16 protein-coding genes are annotated in these 18857 nt (G+C 64.4%); 8 read left to right on the forward strand and 8 right to left on the reverse strand.

Annotated elements, in window-relative coordinates; genetic code table 11:
- From ACSVIK_RS24390 to ACSVIK_RS24405, 4 genes are all read left to right on the forward strand, one after another.
- Nucleotides 1–210, forward strand: a 210-nt coding sequence (locus ACSVIK_RS24390; RefSeq protein WP_442446725.1) for a hypothetical protein, incomplete at its 5' end; no start/stop codon positions are given.
- Nucleotides 211–289: 79 nt separating this feature from the next.
- Entirely contained in the window at nt 290–1621 is a 1332-nt protein-coding gene (locus tag ACSVIK_RS24395; protein ID WP_442446726.1) for a deoxyguanosinetriphosphate triphosphohydrolase, read from the forward strand.
- 7 nt (nt 1622–1628) lie between these two features.
- A complete protein-coding gene (locus ACSVIK_RS24400; protein WP_442446727.1) occupies nt 1629–2690 on the forward strand; it encodes an FUSC family protein in 1062 nt (353 codons plus the stop codon).
- Nucleotides 2691–2773: 83 nt separating this feature from the next.
- Nucleotides 2774–5719, forward strand: coding sequence for an HD domain-containing phosphohydrolase (locus ACSVIK_RS24405; protein WP_442446728.1), 2946 nt, complete (start codon nt 2774–2776; stop codon nt 5717–5719).
- Nucleotides 5720–5806: 87 nt separating this feature from the next.
- On the opposite strand, the gene ACSVIK_RS24410 is transcribed toward ACSVIK_RS24405, so the two are convergent.
- The gene (locus ACSVIK_RS24410) at nt 5807–6148 is read right to left on the reverse strand and encodes a YggL family protein (protein WP_268183200.1); all 342 of its coding nucleotides are present in this window, start codon (nt 6146–6148) and stop codon (nt 5807–5809) included.
- Nucleotides 6149–6305: 157 nt separating this feature from the next.
- Here ACSVIK_RS24410 and dacB point away from each other — a divergent pair, with 157 nt between their 5' ends.
- Entirely contained in the window at nt 6306–7745 is a 1440-nt protein-coding gene (gene dacB, locus ACSVIK_RS24415) for a D-alanyl-D-alanine carboxypeptidase/D-alanyl-D-alanine endopeptidase (RefSeq protein ID WP_442446729.1), read from the forward strand.
- A 69-nt stretch (nt 7746–7814) separates the two neighbouring features.
- On the opposite strand, the gene rlmKL is transcribed toward dacB, so the two are convergent.
- Nucleotides 7815–9992 carry a bifunctional 23S rRNA (guanine(2069)-N(7))-methyltransferase RlmK/23S rRNA (guanine(2445)-N(2))-methyltransferase RlmL gene (gene rlmKL, locus ACSVIK_RS24420; protein ID WP_442446730.1) on the reverse strand — a complete coding sequence of 726 codons (2178 nt, stop codon included), beginning with the start codon at nt 9990–9992 and terminating at the stop codon, nt 7815–7817.
- Nucleotides 9993–10401: 409 nt separating this feature from the next.
- Between rlmKL and rmf the strand changes: the two genes are divergently transcribed.
- Nucleotides 10402–10617: a ribosome modulation factor gene (rmf, locus tag ACSVIK_RS24425; RefSeq protein ID WP_003244273.1), complete on the forward strand. Its 216-nt coding sequence runs from the start codon at nt 10402–10404 to the stop codon at nt 10615–10617.
- Nucleotides 10618–10743: 126 nt separating this feature from the next.
- Here the strand turns inward: rmf and ACSVIK_RS24430 are convergent, their stop codons facing one another.
- Both ACSVIK_RS24430 and ACSVIK_RS24435 read right to left on the reverse strand, forming a co-directional pair.
- A complete protein-coding gene (locus ACSVIK_RS24430; protein WP_442446731.1) occupies nt 10744–11766 on the reverse strand; it encodes a quinone-dependent dihydroorotate dehydrogenase in 1023 nt (340 codons plus the stop codon).
- A gap of 89 nt (nt 11767–11855) precedes the next feature.
- On the reverse strand, nt 11856–12077 hold the full coding sequence (locus ACSVIK_RS24435) for a DUF2835 domain-containing protein (RefSeq protein WP_442446732.1): 222 nt from the start codon (nt 12075–12077) through the stop codon (nt 11856–11858).
- Between the two features lie 126 nt (nt 12078–12203).
- Between ACSVIK_RS24435 and ACSVIK_RS24440 the strand changes: the two genes are divergently transcribed.
- Nucleotides 12204–13079, forward strand: coding sequence for a DUF6685 family protein (locus ACSVIK_RS24440; RefSeq protein WP_442446733.1), 876 nt, complete (start codon nt 12204–12206; stop codon nt 13077–13079).
- Here the strand turns inward: ACSVIK_RS24440 and recX are convergent.
- From recX to ACSVIK_RS24460, 4 genes are all read right to left on the reverse strand, one after another.
- Nucleotides 13076–13543, reverse strand: a complete 468-nt coding sequence (gene recX / locus ACSVIK_RS24445) for a recombination regulator RecX (RefSeq protein WP_442446734.1) — start codon at nt 13541–13543, stop codon at nt 13076–13078. The two genes, ACSVIK_RS24440 and recX, sit on opposite strands and share 4 nt — an antisense overlap.
- Before the next feature lie 6 nt (nt 13544–13549).
- Nucleotides 13550–14593, reverse strand: coding sequence for a recombinase RecA (recA, locus tag ACSVIK_RS24450; protein WP_442446735.1), 1044 nt, complete (start codon nt 14591–14593; stop codon nt 13550–13552).
- Between the two features lie 87 nt (nt 14594–14680).
- A complete protein-coding gene (locus ACSVIK_RS24455; protein ID WP_442446736.1) occupies nt 14681–15181 on the reverse strand; it encodes a CinA family protein in 501 nt (166 codons plus the stop codon).
- 122 nt (nt 15182–15303) lie between these two features.
- Entirely contained in the window at nt 15304–16044 is a 741-nt protein-coding gene (locus ACSVIK_RS24460) for a TetR/AcrR family transcriptional regulator (RefSeq protein WP_442446737.1), read from the reverse strand.
- 132 nt (nt 16045–16176) lie between these two features.
- Between ACSVIK_RS24460 and mdeB the strand changes: the two genes are divergently transcribed.
- Nucleotides 16177–18846 carry an alpha-ketoglutarate dehydrogenase gene (gene mdeB, locus ACSVIK_RS24465; protein ID WP_442446738.1) on the forward strand — a complete coding sequence of 890 codons (2670 nt, stop codon included), beginning with the start codon at nt 16177–16179 and terminating at the stop codon, nt 18844–18846.
- Nucleotides 18847–18857: the final 11 nt, after the last annotated feature.

Raw genomic sequence — 18857 nt, forward strand, 5'->3', positions numbered from 1 at the left:
TTTCTTTTGCTTACTTTTCTTTGCGCACTTCAAAGAAAAGTGAGTCGCCCGAGGGGGCGAAACCCGGAATATCTGAAGACACCCAATGCGGCGTCCGGAACACCAACACAAGCCAACACACAAACTTGCCAGTCCGGTATCACCCAAGCAGTCCTGCAACCGGGCTTTCAAGGAAGCTCCGAACCTCAAATACTCAGCGCCCTCCAATAAGCCACAGTGCCCCGGGCTTGCAGCCAGCCGCCCGAACACCCAAGCTAAGGACTCTGGATCAACCCGATGAGGATCGGCCTTGGATTGGCACACCCTGCTTACCCGCGAACGTCTCGGCAAACCTGCCCCCAGCTCGGCCGAACTGGGCCGTAGCCCGTTCCACAAGGATCATGACCGCATCATCTTCTCCGGCGCCTTTCGCCGCCTCGGGCGCAAGACCCAGGTGCATCCGGTCTCGAGCAACGACCACATCCATACGCGCCTGACCCACTCGCTGGAGGTGAGCTGCGTGGGCCGCTCGCTGGCCATGCGCGTTGGCGAGATGCTGCGCGACGAACTGCCCGACTGGTGCGAGCCGAGCGACCTGGGCATGGTCGTGCAATCCGCCTGCCTGGCCCATGACATCGGCAACCCGCCCTTCGGCCACTCCGGCGAGGACGCCATCCGCCACTGGTTCCAGCAGGCCGCTGGACGCGGCTGGCTGGACGCGATGAGCGATGCCGAGCGCGGCGACTTTCTCAACTTCGAGGGCAACGCCCAGGGCTTTCGCGTGCTCACGCAACTGGAATACCACCAGTTCGACGGCGGCACGCGACTGACCTACGCCACCCTCGGCACTTATCTCAAGTACCCCTGGACGGCCCGCCACGCCGAAGCCCTCGGCTACAAGAAGCACAAGTTCGGCTGCTACCAGAGCGAACTGCCGCTGCTCGAGCAGATCGCCGCCAAGCTAGAGCTGCCACAAGTGCAAGCGCAGCGCTGGGCCCGTCATCCGCTGGTGTATCTGATGGAGGCGGCCGACGACATCTGTTACGGCCTGATCGATCTGGAAGACGGCGTGGAGATGGAGCTGCTCGACTACAGTGAAGTGGAAGCCCTGCTGCTCGATCTGGTCGGCGACGATCTGCCGGAAACCTACCGCCAGCTCGGGCCCAAGGATTCGCGCCGGCGCAAGCTGGCGATTCTGCGCGGCAAGGCCATCGAGCACCTGACCAATGCCGCCGCCGGCGCCTTCGTCGAACAGCAGCACGACCTGCTGCGCGGCGAGCTGCAGGGGGATCTGGTCGAACACATGCACGGCGCGGCCAAGCGCTGCGTGCAGCAGGCCAAGGCGCTGGCGCGGGAGAAGATCTTCCACGACAAGCGCAAGACCCTGCACGAGATCGGCGCTTACACCACCCTGGAGATCCTGCTCAACGCCTTCTGCGGCGCCGCGCTGGAGCAGCACAGTGGGCGCCCGCTGTCGTTCAAGCATCAGCGCATCCTCGACCTGCTCAGCTACTACGCCCCGGAGCCGGGCTGGCCGCTGTACCGCTCGTTCATGCGGGTGATCGACTTCATTGCCGGCATGACCGACAGCTACGCCACGGAAATGGCCCGGGAAATGACCGGCCGCTCCAGCCCGGTATAGGTTGCAGATGATAAGCCTGATTCGCAACGGCCTATCCTGGCATGCCGGGCCACCCGCCTGGGGCGCGGCGCTGGTTGCCGGTTTCGGCTGCGCCTTGCCGCTGCTGCTGGGGCTGGTCACCCTGCATACGGGCTTTCTCTGGGCCTCGCTGGGCGCCTTGCAGGCCGCCCAGGCCAATCCGCTGCACCGCTTTGGCATGCTGCGCATGCTCATGCTCACCGGGTTCGGCGCCTGCAGCGCCGGCCTGGGCTTCTGGGCCGGTAGCGATGCGCTGCTCAGCCTGGGCCTGTTCGCCGGCTTCGGCCTGTTGCTGGCCTGGTTGCAGCGCTATGGCAGCGAAGCCGGCAAGCTGGGTTTTGGTCTGTGCGTCTGCCTGTGCCTGGGGCAGAGCCAATATGGCCTGGGCAACCTGCACAACCCCTACGCCGTGGCCATGCTGTTCAGCCTCGGCGGCCTGTGGGTGATGCTCCTGGCATTCGGCATGCGCGGTATGCATGGGCTGCGCACATGGCCTTACATGCCTCGATTGCTTCGCCTGCTCAAGGTCTTGCGACGCCATGCCAGGCGCCTGCCCAAGCGACAATGGCGCCTGCACGCGTTGGGCTGCATGCTGGCCTTCGCCGCCTCCGGGCTGGTGGTCAACCTGGCAGGGCTATCACATGGTTACTGGCTGACCCTGGCAGTGATCACCACCTTGCAACTGGAGCTTCACGACAGCCTGCTGCGTGCCTTGCAGGCCAGCCTCGCCAGCCTGGCCGCCGCTGCTCTCTTGATCCTCGTTGGCCACAGCCTGCAGAACCCACCGCTGATGGTCATGGTGTTACTGCCGTTGATTCTGCTCAACCGTGCCCTGCAGGCCAATCACTATGGCCTGTTCGTGCTGCAGACCAGCCTGTGCTTCGTGCTGCTCACCGAGAGCCTGTCACGCGACTGGCACCTGCCCGAGGTACGTTTGCTCAATGCCTTGATCGGCAGCGCCCTGGCGCTGGCCGTGGCCCTGCTGATCCATGCTCTGCAGCGACGATTCGCCAAGGGCAAACGCAACGCACAGGCACAACCGCCCACCTAACCAGGCAGACCCGGCCACTCTTCACTACGCTTGCCAGACAGGTTCAGCGCCCGCCCCTCGCCTCGACCCAGGAGTGAAGAGCCATGCTCAGCAACGCCGTGCCGCGCGAACGCCGCTTTCCCCTGCACGTCCATATCAGCCTGCTGTTCACCTTTCTGCTGCTGCTCACCGGCGTGCTGCTGGGCCTGTTCAACTACCAGCAGACCAGCCGCCTGATCTTCTCCAGCAGCGCCACCCTGTTCGAGCGCATCCAGAGCGAGGTGCAGAAGGATCTGGATGCCACCTACCGCCCCATCCGTCATCTGCTCAGCCTGCTGGCGCTCAACCCCGCAGCCCAGGCGGACGACCTGCAGACTCGCCTGGAGCTGCTACCGATCTTCGCCCAGGCCCTGCGCGACAACCCCAAGCTGGCCTCGCTGTACCTGGGTTACGAGGATGGCGACTTCTTCATGGTGCGCCCCTTGCGCAGCGAGCACCTCAAGCAGCTCTTCGATGCCCCAGAGAAGGCCGTCTACCAGGTCTGGTCGATCGACCGCAGCAGCAGCGGCATCGCCAGCGATTACCTGTTCTACGATGGCTCGCTGAGGCCCGTGAGCCGCCGCCAGAACCTCAGCGAACGCTACGATCCACGCCAGCGCGAGTGGTTTCAGCGCGCCCGGGGCGATGGCGGGCAGATCACCACGGCGCCCTATCTGTTCTTTTCCAGCCAGGAAATCGGCACCACCCTGGCGCGCCGCGCGGGCCTGACCACGGTGCTGGGCGCCGACCTGACCCTCGACGACCTCTCGGCAACCCTGGCCAAGCACCGCGTCACCCCCAGCAGCGAGGTGGTACTGGCCGATAGCGAAGGTAACGTGGTGGCCTACCCGGACAGCAGCCGTTTGATCCGTCAGCACAACGGCAAGCCCGTGCGGGTCAAGGTAGAGGAACTCAGCCCTGCGCTGGGCGAACTGCTCGCCAGCGACCAGGCGCCTCAGGGCATCATCGAACTGGCTCACAAGCGCTGGGCCACGGCCCACTGGCATATTCAGGACGGCGGCCCGCAGGGCCTGCAACTGGCCCTGCTGGTGCCCGAGCACGAGCTGCTGGCTGACGCTTACCGCATTCGCTGGCAAGGCGCGCTGATCACCCTCGCCACCCTGCTGCTGTGCCTGCCCGTGGGCTGGATGACAGCACGGTTGCTGATCAAGCCCCTGCGCTCACTGGTGGAAGAGGCCGAGGCCATTCGTCGCTTCGACTTCAATACGCCGCCATGCACTCGCTCGCCGATACTCGAAGTCGATCGACTGGCGGTATCGATGACCCATATGCGCGATACCCTCGCACGCTTTCTCGATATCGCCGCCAGCCTCTCGGCACAAACCCATTACGACACCCTGCTCAAGCAGGTGATGGACTCTACCGTGGCCATCAGCGAGGCCCAGGGCGGTCTGCTCTATCTGCTCGACGACGAAAGCGGGCGCCTGGAGCCACAGGGCCTGGTCATCGATGGCCAACAACGCTCCCTGGACGAGCTGTACATCCAGGCCCTGCCCAATGACGCCCCGGATCTGCCCGCGTGGCTGAGCGGCCCTGTCCAGGGTGGCAAGAGCATTGCCCAGTCCATCGGCTTCGACCAGGCCGGGCACCTGCAGAAACTGTTGCTGGCGATGGACAGCCCGCGCCTGCACCTGATCGCCGCCGGCCTGCACAACCGTCAGGGCGATACCATCGGTGTACTGGTGCTGTTGCAACGCGATACCGGCGAGAACGGCGAAGACATGCTCAGCCCGGAGCGGGTCGCCTTCGTCGATGCGGTATCCGGCAGCGCCGCGCTGTGCATCGAAAGCCAACGCCTGCTGGCGCGACAGAAGCAACTGCTGGATGCCTTCATCCAACTCATCGCCGGCGCCATCGATGCCAAGAGCCCCTATACCGGCGGCCACTGTCAGCGCGTACCGGAAATCACCCTGATGCTGGCCCGCGCCGCCGCCGCGAGCGAGGCGCCCGAATTTCACCAGTACAACCCCACCGATGAGGAGTGGGAGGCACTGCATATTGCTGCCTGGCTGCACGATTGCGGCAAGGTCACCACCCCCGAGTACGTGGTGGACAAAGCCACCAAGCTGGAGACCCTGTATGACCGCATCCATGAAGTGCGCATGCGCTTCGAGGTGCTCAAGCGCGACGCCTGGATCGCCTACTGGCAAGGCGTCGCCGAAGGGGGCGACGCGCAGACACTGGCCGAGCAGCGCGACGCCCAGCTCGCCACCCTGGACGAGGAATTCGCCTTCGTCGCCAGTTGTAACCTGGGCAGCGAGCAGATGGCCGACGCCGATCAGACGCGCCTGACGCAGATCGCCGAACGCCGCTGGCTGCGTACCCTGGACAAGCGCCTGGGGGTGTCCTGGGAAGAGGCGCAGCGCCTGGAACGCACGCCAGCCGAGCCGCTGCCGGTACTGGAGCCGCTGCTGGCCGACCGCCCCGAGCATCTGCTCGAACGCCCGCCGCAGGAGCTGTTCGCCGCCGACAACCCCTGGGGCTTCAAACTGCAGGTGCCGCCGTACAAGTTCAACCGCGGCGAGCTGCACAACCTCGGCATCGAACGCGGCACCCTGACGGTCGAAGAGCGCTACATCATCAACCATCACATCGTGCAGACCATCCTCATGCTCGATCGCCTGCCCTTCCCGCGACACTTGCAGAGCGTCAGCGAGATTGCCGGTGGGCATCATGAAAAGATGGATGGCAGCGGCTATCCCAAAGGCCTGACCCGCGAGCAGATGAGCCTGCCAGCACGGATGATGGCGATTGCCGATATCTTCGAGGCGCTCACCGCCGCCGACCGTCCGTACAAGAAGGGCAAGACCCTGTCACAGGCCCTCGGCATCATGGCCGGCATGTGCCGCAACGCACATATCGATCCGCAGCTCTTCGCCCTGTTCGTGCACAGTGGTATCCCGCAGCGCTACGCCAGGCGCTTCATGCAGGCGGGGCAGATCGATGAGGTGGATGAGCGGAGCATACTGCAGCAGGCCGGGCTGGCCTGAGAGCCTGTCCAAAGTCTGCTGCGCGTCGGCGAAACTCTGAACAGGCTCTGCGAGAAGGCGCCGGAGACACCGGCGCCAGAGGGACGATCAAGCCTGGTTGATCGGGGTACCCGGGTACCAGACGTCCAGCAGCGGGCTGATCTCGAAGCCTTGCAGCTCTTCGCGACCCTTGAGCCAGGCCTCGACGGCCGCACGCTGTTCTTCGCTCACCGAGCCACGCTTGGCCAGGCAAACCAGGCCGTAATCCTCGCCACCGACATAGTCCAGGCCATTGCCGGCGATGGCATCGTCGAGGAACTGGTCGATGAAGCCGTCGATCACCTGATCGCTCAGGTCGGCCTTGAAGTTCAGGGTCAGCTCGAAGCCCAGCTCCTGAAATTCATCGACACAGAGCTTCTTGCGCAGACGGCGGGAACGGTTGGTGGCCATGTAGCTTTCCTCACAGATGATAATCCGCGGCACTCTAGCAGTTTCCTCGCCGGATAGCCCGTCTTGATCGCGTGCAAAACCCCAGCAGTACGGCATAATGGGCGCCATTCGCTCCACCCATCTATCGTTGCTCCGCTGCTTGCGGAAGGTTTTCTCGATGATTCAACGGTTTCGCCAACTGGCGCTCGGCGCCCTGCTTCTGCCCCTCGTTCTGACCACCCACGCCGCCTCCTCCATCAACCTGCCGGCCAATGTCGAGAAGGCGCTGCGCGCCAACAAGATTCCCAGCCATTCGCTGTCCGTGGTCACCCTGCCGCTGGACGGCCAGCCCGGTGGCCTGCAGTTCAACGCCGACATCTCGGTGAACCCGGCTTCCACCATGAAGCTGGTGACCACCTTCGCTGCCCTCGAACTGCTCGGGCCAACGCACCAGTGGCAGACCGAGTTCTATACCGACGGCCCGCTGCAAAATGGCGTGTTGGAGGGCAACCTCTACCTCAAGGGTGGTGGTGATCCCAAGCTGAACATGGAGAAGCTCTGGCTGCTGCTGCGTGACCTGCGCATCAACGGCGTGAAGCAGGTGCAGGGCGACCTGGTGCTCGATCGCAGCTTCTTCGTCACGCCGCAGTTGCCGGCCTTCAATGACGATGGCGGAGATGACAACAAGCCGTTCCTGGTCAAACCCGACGCGCTGCTGGTCAACCTCAAGGCACAGCGCTTCGTCGCCCGTGCCAGCGAAGGCAAGGTGCAGATCGCCATGGATCCGCCCATCGCCGCCATCCGTATCGACAACCAGGTCAAGCTGCTCAAGCCGGCGACCTGCCCGTCCTGGCCGGACGTGCGCTACAACCCGGTGCGGCAATACGATGGCCTGACCCTGATCGTCAGCGGCCAGTTGCCCGAAGGCTGCAGCGCACAGACCTACCTGTCGCTGCTCGACCACCCGGCTTACGCGGCCGGCGCCGTGCGCGGCATCTGGCAGGAACTGGGTGGCCAGATTCTCGGCAAGGATCGCCAGGGCCAGGTGCCGGAGAAAGCCCGCCTGCTGGTGCGCGCCCAGTCCCCCGATCTGGTCGAGATCATCCGCGACATCAACAAGTACAGTAACAACACCATGGCCAAGCAGTTGTTCCTCAGCATCGGTGAGCATTTCCGCAACGCCGCCGACAAGGACGACGGCATGGCCGCGCAACGGGCGATCCGCAGTTGGCTGGCACGCAAGGGCATCACCGCCTCGCACCTGGTCATGGAGAACGGCTCGGGATTGTCCCGTGCCGAACGCGTCAGTGCCCGGGAAATGGCCGCGATTCTCCAGGCCGCCTGGCACAGCCCCTACTCCGCGGAATTCCGCAGCTCGCTGCCGCTGGTAGCGATGGATGGCACCATGCGCAAACGCCTGCGCCGCACGCCGCTGGTGGGCGAGGCACACATCAAGACCGGAACGCTGAACAACGTGCGCGCCATCGCCGGCTATAGCCGCGACAGCAACGGCCAGAACTGGGCCGTGGTGGCGATCCTCAACGACCCCAAACCCTGGGGCGCCAGCGCCATCCTCGATCAGGTGCTGCTGGACACCTACAAACAGCCGAAACGCTGAGGAACAAGTAGCGCGGATGCAATCCGGGGCCAGGGTCAAAAGCCCCCGGCTTGCATCCGGGCTACGCTATCAGCGCGCAGTGAAACGCCAGGCGCGATGGATCTTGGGGTTGCGCGCGAAGTCGGGGTCGAGGGTCTGGGCACTGATCTCCTCCACCTGATAACGCGCCGCCAGTCCCTCATCGAGCTGGAACTTGCGGAAGTTGTTGGAGAAGTACAGCACGCCGCCACGAGCCAGGCGCGCCATGGCCTGATCGAGCAGTTCGACATGGTCACGCTGCACGTCGAACACCCCTTCCATGCGCTTGGAATTGGAGAAGGTCGGCGGGTCGATGAAGATCAGGTCATACTCCTCACGATCATTCTCCAGCCACTGCATGACGTTGGCCTGCTCCAGACGGTGCTTGTCGGAGAAGCCATTGAGCGCCAGGTTGCGCCGTGCCCAATCCAGGTAGGTCTTCGACAGGTCGACGCTGGTGGTGCTGCGCGCACCGCCCTTGGCCGCATGCACGGTGGCCGTGGCGGTGTAGCAGAACAGGTTGAGAAAGCGCTTGCCAGCGGCCTCACGCTGAATGCGCAGGCGCAATGGCCGGTGGTCGAGGAACAGCCCGGTATCGAGGTAATCGATGAGGTTGACCAGCAGTTTGACGCCACCCTCCTCAACCTCGAGGAACTGGCTCAAGGCCGCCTGGCGCTGGTACTGGCTGGTACCACTCTGGCGCTCGCGGCGCTTGACCACCACATGGCTCTGCGCGATGCCCAGGGCCTGAGGCACCGCAGCCAGGGCATCGAGCAGGCGCGCCTGAGCCTTGTCCGGGTCGATCGAACGGGGGGCGGCATACTCCTGCACGTGCACCCAGTCGCGGTAAAGATCGACGGCCAGGGCGTACTCGGGCATGTCGGCATCGTACAGCCGATAGCATTCGACACCCTCGCGACGCGCCCACTTGCCCAGTTGCTTGAGATTCTTCTGTAGGCGATTGGCGAACATCTGCCCACCCTCGGACAGGCGCGCCGGCTCGGCAGGTTCGGCTGGCACGCCCTCCTCCCTGCGACCACGGCGGTCACCGATGACGAACTGATCGGCCTGCACCTTGATCAGCAGCAACTTGCACGGCAGCGCACCGTTCCAGAAGGCATACTGCTTGTGGCTGCGCAGGCCCATGCGCTTGCCCAGTTCCGGCGTGCCAGTGAACACCGCCGCCTCCCAGCCCAGGCAGGCCTGGCGCAGGCGCTCGCCGAGGTTCTGGTAGAGATACAGCAGGCTGGCCTCATCCCCCAGGCGTTCGCCATAAGGGGGGTTGCTGATCACCAGGCCCTTCTGGTTCTGGTCGGGGCGTGGCTCGAAGCTGCCCAGCTCGCCCTGGTAGATCTTCACCCAATCGCTCAGACCGGCGCGCTCGACATTGTTACGCCCGGGCTGGATCAGCCGCGGGTCGGCCTCGTAACCGCGAATCCACAACGGCGGCCTGGCCAGGCCATCGGCCGCCCGCTGCTCGGCCTCGGCATGCAGCTTCTTCCACAATGCCGGCACATGGCCGAGCCAATTGGAGAACCCCCAGCGCTCGCGCTTGAGGTTCGGTGCGATATCGGCAGCCATCAGCGCCGCCTCGATGAGGAAGGTGCCAACACCGCACATGGGGTCGGCCAGAGCCCCACCTTCGGCGGCGATACGCGGCCAGCCGGCACGTATCAGCACGGCTGCAGCCAGATTTTCCTTCAGCGGCGCCGCCCCCTGCTGCAGGCGATAACCGCGCTGGTGCAGGCTGTGCCCGGAGAGATCGAGCGAGAGCACCGCCTCGCCGCGATCGAGGCGCAGGTGCACGCGCAGATCCGGGTTGAGCTTGTCGATACTTGGCCGCTCGCCGGTGCGGCTGCGCAGGCGATCGACGATGGCGTCCTTGACCTTCAGCGCGCCGAAGTGGGTATTGTCGATTCCCGACCCCTGGCCGCTGAACTCCACCGCCAAACTGCCAGTCGGCTCGAGATGATCGCGCCAGTCCACCGCCTGCACCCCGGCATAGAGCTGCTCGGCATTGCTCATGGAGAAACGCGACAGCACCAGCAGCACGCGGTTGGCCAGACGCGACCAGAGGCACAGGCGATAGGCCACCGCCAGATCCCCCTGCCCGCGCACGGCTGCGGTCTGTTCACGGGCCTCCTCGAGGCCGAGACCAGTGGCCTCTTCCAGCAGCAGGCCTTCGATGCCCTTGGGGCAGGTAAGCACGATTTCGTAACGCTCGGACATAACCATCCAGTGCCAGTGGCGATAAAAAGAGGTGCCGGGCACCTCGACTCACATTAAGAGACAAAATGTCGCAACGCGACCCTTCGTCGGAATAAGCAGCAATCTCATTTAGGCCATCACGCCGCCATCTCGCCCGCGAAGCCGCTGTATATGGGCCGTCTGGCTCGTAGCTGGACGCATGACCAGCCCCCTTATGGCGTGACCCGTCATTAGGTTACGCCCTTATGACAAATCGATCATTCACAGGCATCTGGGCATTCGTTAGAACACTACTCAATGCGTCGCTGCAATGGCGCACGCACAGGAGGCTCGCCACGCCGGCAGCGACCTCCGCCGGCAGATCATTTCTGCCACAGGCCTCCCCTGGAGGCCAACGGGACATTACAGTCAACAGCGAGGGCAACACCCTATGAGAAGACTCAAGCGTGATCCGTTAGAACGAGCTTTCTTGCGCGGCTATCAATACGGTATCAATGGAAAATCCCGCGAACTTTGCCCCTTCACCCTGCCATCGGTACGCCAGGCCTGGCTCAACGGCTGGCGTGAAGGCCGTGGCGACAACTGGGACGGGCTGACCGGCACCGCCGGTATTCACAGACTCAATGAACTTCACGCTGTCGGCTGATTCAGGGGCTTGGTTCCACGCCTCACCTGGCTGAACCAAGCTCCACAACTCTGCAGACTTCACCATGCCGACCCCATCCGGGCGGCGGGCGCAAGCCCAGGGGCTCCTCGAGAGCCCCTTTTCATTTCATTTGCGCAATGCGGCAATCGCCTCCACGGCCTCGCGAATCAGCGCCGGCCCCTTGTAGATGAACCCCGAATAGATCTGCACCAGGCTCGCCCCAGCGGCGATCTTCTCCGCCGCGTGCTTGCCCTCGGTGATGCCGCCCACGGCGATGATCGGCAAGCGCCCGCCCAACTCACCCGCCAGCACCTTGACGATATGCGTGCTCTTGTCACGCACCGGCGCGCCGGACAGGCCGCCGGCCTCATCAGCATGCGCCAGGCCCTCGACGCCCTCACGGCCAAGCGTGGTGTTGGTGGCGATCACCGCGTCCATGTCAGCCCCCAGCAGCGCCGCGGCGACCAGCGCGGTTTCCTCGTCGCTCATGTCCGGGGCGATCTTGATGGCCAGAGGCACGCGCTTGCCATGCTCCTGGGTCAGGTCTTCCTGGCGTCGGCGCAGCGCTTCGAGCAGCGCCTTGAGCGAATCGCCGAACTGCAGGCTGCGCAGCCCCGGCGTATTCGGCGAGCTGACGTTGACCGTCACGTAACTGGCATGGGCATAGACCTTGTCCAGGCACAGCAGGTAATCATCGACCGCGCGCTCGACCGGGGTATCGAAGTTCTTGCCGATATTGATACCCAGCACGCCCTTGAACTTCGCCGCCTGCACCCGGCGCAGCAGATGCTCGACGCCATGGTTGTTGAAACCCATGCGATTGATCACCGCCTCGGCCTCGGGCAGGCGGAACAGGCGCGGTTTGGGATTGCCCGGTTGCGGGCGTGGCGTCACGGTGCCGATCTCGACGAAACCGAAGCCGAGCTGGGCGAAGCCGTCGATGGCATCGCCATTCTTGTCCAGGCCTGCGGCCAGCCCGACCGGATTGGGAAACTGCAGCCCCATCACCGAAGTCGGCAGGCTGACTGGTGCCTTGGTCAACAGCCCATTGAGCCCCAGCCGCCCACCGGCACCGATCAGATCGATGGACAGCTCATGCGAAGTTTCCGGGGACAGTTTGAAAAGCAGCTCGCGGGCCAGGGCGTACATGAGGCAGACTCGGTTCGGCAAATTGAAAGGCGGCGATTATAGCCGTGCTGACTGCCACGACGCGAGGCGCGCACCACGCCACACTGCGCTCAGGATAACCGGCGCAGGCTCAGTAGCTCACCGTCGGCGCTGAACTCCAGCTCAAAGGAACCATGAATGCCGGAATGGGTCAGAAAGGGCCGCAGATGATGCGCAGGCAAACTCACACGACGACCGTCGCGACTTTGCGCCATAATCCGGTTGGCATGGCCACGATAGATGGCCTGCAACCGTTCTGCCGATAACGCGATATCCAGCACCAGGCTGGGCATGGAGGCACCCTCGCAAATGAATGCGCTCATTCTGCCACAGAGCGAACGCCACGCCTGCCCCGAGCGGCATGGGCAGGCCATGGCCTGCGCGTATGTCAGCCCCCCAGTCCAGGCTGCCGCTTGATCATGCCCCACTCGCAACCGCCCACGCTCAGCACTCGCCTGGCCTCACTGGCCCAGCGCCTGGGTCTGATTGGTCGCGGCAGCCGCCATATCCTGCAGCGCGCAAGTACTCTGGAATTGCCGTTCAGGCCCATTGCGCGGAACCTGGACAGCATCTGCTGGCTGGATGGCCCGCCCCTGCATCGCTTCATCGACCTGCCACGCGGTGCCCTCTCCGGGCCCGTACAGGAAGACAAGGAGCAGGCACATGCCGCCCTCAGCGGCCTGGTGGCCGTGGAACAGCAGCATCTGCAGGCCATCGACCTGCGTCAGATCGATGGCCTTTCCAGCCCCCTGGTCGAAGGCCGAAACTACCGCAGCCTCGAGGACTTCGCCGCCAGCGAGCCGTGCAAGTCGGTGCGCATCATCAGCTACAAGGATTTCATCAAGACCTTCAGCCAGGCGCTGCCGGGCTACCAGGGCGGTGAAGTCATCGAATTGCGCCAGGCCAGTTGGCTGGGGGAGCGTCTCTACTGGGCAGGCGAGCAGCAGGCGCCAGCCTTCGCCGGAGCCATCGTCTATGCCCGACGCCGCGGGCTGGAAATCATGCTGCCAGCCACCCTGACCCACTACAGCCTGAACCGGCAGGCGCTGGACAATCTGCAGCAGCACTACCACGTCCAGCTCATGCCCTGCCAGGCCTGGAGCGACCCAGCCTTCATGAGCCTGCTGCTCGATAGCGGCATGCCCTATGCGCGCCTGTCCCTATGGAAGACTCCGGGTGCAGCCGAGCTCCTGTTGCTACCCAAGGCCCACCCAGACGCCACCGCTCTGGGCGAAGGCCTGCAACTGGCGGGGGCGCCTGACGTTTTGAGCTATCTGCGCGGGTTGAGAAGCTAATCCCAGTCGCCACGTCCGCTCAGCAGGCGCCCGATCATATCCATGGGATAACCGCGATAGGCCAGGAAGCGGCCCTGCTGGGCTCGCTCACGAGCATCGCCGGGCAGGCGTCCGGCGAACTTGCGCTGCCAGACATCGCGTAGTTGTGCGAACCAGTCGATGCCGCTTTCACGCAGTGCCTGCTCGACCTGGGCACGGGCCAAACCACGCTGCACCAGCTCCTCACGGATGCGCTGCGGGCCGTGACCGGAGCGCGCCCGTGCAGCAACGAAGCTTTCCAGATAACGCGCCTCCGAGAGCAGCCCCTCTTCGGCAAGGCGATCCAGTGCCGCCTCGATCAGTTCATCCGGCGCGCCACGCCGACGCAACTTGCCGGCCAGCTCGACGCGGCCATGCTCGCGCCGGGCCAGCAGATCCATGGCCGCCCGGCGCACGGCGGCCGGGCTGTCCAAGACGACGGGCATGCTCGATCAGAAGTCGACTTCGGCGTCTTCGACCTCGGCGGCAGCGGCTTTGGCCGGCGTGCTGCTGACCAGCAATTTCTCGCGGATCAGCCCTTCGATTTCGCGCGCGACGGCCGGGTTGTCTTCGAGGTACTTGGCGGCATTGGCCTTGCCCTGGCCGATCTTGTTGCCCTGGTAGCTGTACCAGGCACCGGATTTCTCCACCAGGCCCTGCTGCACGCCGAGGTCGATGATCTCGCCATTACGGTAGATGCCCTTGCCGTAGAGAATCTGGAACTCGGCCTGGCGGAACGGCGGCGCCACCTTGTTCTTGACGATCTTCACACGGGTTTCGCTGCCCACCACTTCGTCGCCTTCCTTCACCGCGCCGGTACGGCGGATGTCCAGACGCACCGAGGAGTAGAACTTCAAAGCGTTACCGCCGGTGGTGGTTTCCGGGCTGCCGAACATCACGCCGATCTTCATGCGGATCTGGTTGATGAAGATGACCAGGCAGTTGGCGGTCTTGATGTTGCCGGTGATCTTGCGCAGCGCCTGGCTCATCAGACGGGCCTGCAGGCCAACGTGCTGATCGCCCATCTCACCTTCAATCTCCGCCTTGGGCACCAGGGCCGCCACGGAGTCGACGATGATCACGTCGACGGCATTGGAGCGCACCAGCATGTCGGTGATTTCCAGGGCCTGTTCGCCGGTGTCCGGCTGCGACACCAGCAGGTCGTCGACATTCACGCCCAGCTTGCCGGCGTAGTCGGGATCGAGCGCGTGCTCGGCGTCGACGAAGGCGCAGGTGGCGCCGAGCTTCTGCGCCTCGGCGATCACCGACAGGGTCAGGGTGGTCTTACCCGAGGACTCCGGGCCGTAGATCTCGACGATACGGCCCTTGGGCAGGCCGCCGATGCCGAGAGCGATATCCAGGCCCAGCGAGCCGGTGGAAATGGCCGGAATGGCCTGGCGATCATGGTCGCCCATGCGCATCACCGCGCCCTTGCCGAACTGCTTCTCGATCTGGCCCAGGGCAGCCGCCAAGGCGCGCTTCTTGTTCTCGTCCATTACCATCCTCACGTATTCACAAGGGCCTCGACGGCCGCCAACAACTGTATAAGTAGCCAGTATTATTCCACAGGGCAAGTCATCCGCCTACCCCGCAAGCGGATTTTCCTCTGCCAGCAGCTCGATAAGCCCTGCCAGTGCGGCCTCGACCGTCTGTCGGCGTATTTCGTCGCGGTTGCCGGCGAACTGTTTGCGCAGGCTGACGATACGTTCGCCATCGCCCCAGGCCAGCCAGACGGTGCCCACCGGCTTCTCTGGCGAGCCGCCATCGGGGCCTGCCACACCGCTGACCGCCACCGCATAACGCGCCCCGGCCTGGGCCTGGGCGCCGCGCACCATGGCCTCGACCACTTCGCGACTGACCGCGCCGACAGCCGCGAACAACCCCTGGGGCACGTCCAGTTGCTTGCTCTTCTGCGCATTGGAATAGGTGACGAAACCAGCCTCGAACCAGGCCGAACTGCCGGGAATGCGGGTGATCGCCTCGGCGATGCCACCGCCAGTGCAGGACTCGGCGGTACTCACCTGGGCGCCAGCGGCTTGCAGTCGCTGCCCGAGCTGGGCAGCCAGTTGGCTGATCGAATCCATGATGCTCTCCGGGGGAACAGGTCAGCCCGATACCCTACACCAGCTTCCCCCGGGATTTAAGGCCGCAATCGCCCCGTAGCAGGCCGTGTGAAAACGTAGTGAGCGTAGGCGCCCTGCCCCAGTCAGACTGGCAGCCGAAAGAAGCCCTCCAGCGGCGGCAGGGGCAGGCTCGCCAGACGAGCGGCCTCATCGCCCTCGACACCGAGGATGCGCAGCACCATTTCACAGACCCGTTCGGGCAGGTTGTCAGCGTACAAGCCCAGATCGTCATATAGCCGCGCGTTCGGCGGCGCCGGATCCTGCAGGGTGATGGCCACGGCACCCAACACGGTGCTGCCTACAGCCATCAGGGCCACCCCTGTGTCCTTCACCTCGAAACGTTGCTTGGCGATGCCTTCGAGCACGTCACGCAGCAGGAACTTGCCCAGGCCCTGGGAAATGATCTCGGGATTGAACGGGGATCTGGCCAGGAATCGCCCCCAGACCGGATCGGCCTTGGCCTGCAGCAGGGTGTAGCGCAAGCCCACGCTGAGGCGCTCGGCCGGATCGGTGATATGCGCAACCGCCTCATCCACCACCTTCGCCGACCGCTCGAAGACCTCCTCCAGCAAGCAGTTGTAGATGTCTTCCTTGGACTCGAAGTAGTTGTAGAAGGTGCCAAACCCCACGTCCGCCGCCGCAGTGATCTGCTGGATGGTGACGTCCCCACTGCTGCGCTCCGACATCAGCTCCAGTGCTGCCTTCATCAGGCTCAGGCGGGTTTCCCGCTTGCGTCGGGCGCTGCGCGATTCGCCAGCTTCGGCGGAGAGCACGGCGGTTTTCTGGTTGGGCGTGGGTGGTGAAGAAGGAGAGGATTTTTTCATGGGGCGAATCTAGCACCTGGCGCATGGCGCGCTCAACGGAACAAAATATGATTGACGATCAAAAATGATTGGATATCATCTTTTTCAGCAGTCTTGCTTGCTCGACAGATCAACAAGCGGAAAACAACAAAAATGAAGTCGCACTCGCTCAATCCGGAACTCGATACCGATCCGGTCGAAACACAGGAGTGGCTGGAGTCATTGCAGTCAGCGCAGTTGCATGACCCTGAGCGCGCCCTGTACCTCTTGCGTCGGCTCGAACAGTACGCCAAGGACTCCGGGCTCACCGGCAGCTCCGCACCCTATTCGTCCTACCGCAACACCATCGCTCTGGAGCGGCAGGGGAGCTATCCGGGCGACCTGGCGCTCGAGCAGCGCCTGGTGGCCATTTCTCGCTGGAATGCGCTGTCGATGGTGGTGCGGGCCAACCAGGCCTACGGTGATCTCGGCGGCCATATCGCCAGCTACGCCTCTGCGGCGGAGATCTTCGAGGTCGGCTTCAACCACTTCTTCAAGGCGCCCACTCACGAAAGCGGCGGTGATCTGGTGTTCTTCCAGCCGCATTCGGCGCCGGGCGTCTATGCCCGGGCCTATCTGGAAGGCCGGCTCAGCGAGGAGCAGTTGCAGAACTACCGCCAGGAGGTCGGGGGCAAGGGCCTGTGCTCATACCCTCACCCCTGGTTGATGCCCGACTTCTGGCAGTTTCCGACGGGTTCGATGGGCATTGGCCCGATCAATGCGATCTACCAGGCGCGCTTTCTGCGCTACCTACAGCACCGTGGCATCGCCAGTACCGAGGGCCGCCGGGTCTGGGGCGTGTTCGGCGACGGCGAGATGGACGAGCCGGAATCCATCGCCGGGTTGTCATTGGCCGCGCGCGAAGGGCTGGACAACCTGACCTTCATCATCAATTGCAACCTGCAACGTCTGGACGGCCCCGTGCGCGGCAACGGGCAGATCATCCAGGAGCTGGAATCGCTGTTCGCCGGCGCTGGCTGGAATGTGATCAAGGTGCTCTGGGGCTCGGAGTGGGACGCGCTGTTCGCCCGCGACAGCAAGCACGTACTGCTGCGCCGGCTGGCGCAGACCGTCGATGGTGACTACCAGACCCTGGGAGCCAAGGACGGGGCCTACAACATCGAGCATTTCTTCAAGCAAGACCCGGAGATTCAAGCGCTGGTCGCGCACATGTCCGATGCCGAGATCGACGGGCTCAAGCGTGGCGGGCATGACCTGCGCAAGCTCTATGCAGCCTATGCCAGTGCCCTCAACCATAAGGGGCAGCCGACGGTGATCCTGGCCAAGACCAAGAAGGGTTATGGCATGGGCGCCTCTGGCGAGTCGCGCATGACCGCGCATCAGCAGAAGAAGCTCGAGGGCGATGCGCTCAAGGCGTTTCGTGATCGCTTTCAGCTCCCGCTGAGCGACGAGGATCTGCAGAGCCACAGGTTCTACCGACCCGCTGACGGTAGCGAGGAACTGCTCTACCTCGCCAGGCGCCGCGAGGCGCTCGGCGGCGCCCTGCCCGCACGTCGGCAGCAGGCAGAGGCTGTCGCGGTGCCCGCGCTGGAGACCTATGCCGCCTTCGCGCTGGATGGTTCTTCCCGCGAGATGTCGACCACCATGGCGGCCATCCGCCTGCTGGCCGCGCTGCTCAAGGATCCACTGCTGGGGCCGCGCATCGTGCCGATCGTGGCCGATGAGGCGCGCACCTTCGGCATGGCCAATTTGTTCCACCAGATCGGCATCTACTCCCCTGTCGGCCAGCTGTATGCCCCGGAGGATGCCGGCTCCCTGGTCTCCTACCGGGAATCGCAAGACGGCCAACTGCTCGAGGAAGGGATCAACGAAGCAGGCGCGATCTCCTCCTGGGTCGCCGCCGGAACGGCTTACAGCACGTCCGGCGTGGCCATGCTGCCGCTGTACATCTTCTATTCGATGTTCGGCTTTCAGCGTGTTGGCGATCTCATCTGGGCGGCAGCCGACCAGCGCACCCGCGGCTTTCTGCTCGGCGCCACCGCCGGCCGCACCACCCTGGGTGGCGAGGGGTTGCAGCATCAGGACGGCACCAGCCAGTTGATCGCCGCCACCGTCCCCAACTGCCGCGCCTACGACCCGACCTTCGCGGCGGAGCTGGCGGTGATCATGGATCACGGCGCCCGGCAGATGATGGAGCGGCATGTCGACGAGTTCTACTACATCACCGTCAGCAACGAAAACTACCCGCAGGAGCCGCTCGCCGAAGGCCAGGCGCAGAACGTCATCAAGGGGCTGTACCCATACAAGCGCCATGAGGTCGAGGGTGCGGTCGCCAAGGTTCGCCTCCTGGGTTCCGGGCCTATCCTGCGCGAGGTCGCAGCGGCAGCCGTGCTGCTCTCGACGCACTGGCAGGTGGATTGCCAGGTGTTCAGCGCCACCAGCTTCAGCGAACTGGCCCGCGATGCGGCCAGCGTCGAGCGTCTGAATCGCCTCAATCCCGGCGCCGCGCAACGCCAGAGCCATGTGCAGACGCTGCTCGGCGGCAGCGACCTGATCGTGGCCGCCAGCGATTACGTGCGCGCCTATCCCAACCTCATCGCCCCCTATGTGAGAGCGCGCTTCGTCTCCCTCGGCACCGACGGATTCGGCCGCAGCGACACTCGCGCCAGGCTGCGCGCGTTCTTCGAGGTCGATGCCCACAGCCTGGTGATCGCCACCCTGCATGCCCTGGCCGAGGAAGGGCAAGTGCCCTGGGAAACGGCGCAGATGGCCGTGGAGCGCTATGGCCTCGACAGCGGCAAGGCGGCGCCCTGGACTCTCTGACGCGGGCGCTG

The organism is Pseudomonas sp. NCHU5216, assembly GCF_052156495.1.
Taxonomy (GTDB): domain Bacteria; phylum Pseudomonadota; class Gammaproteobacteria; order Pseudomonadales; family Pseudomonadaceae; genus Aquipseudomonas.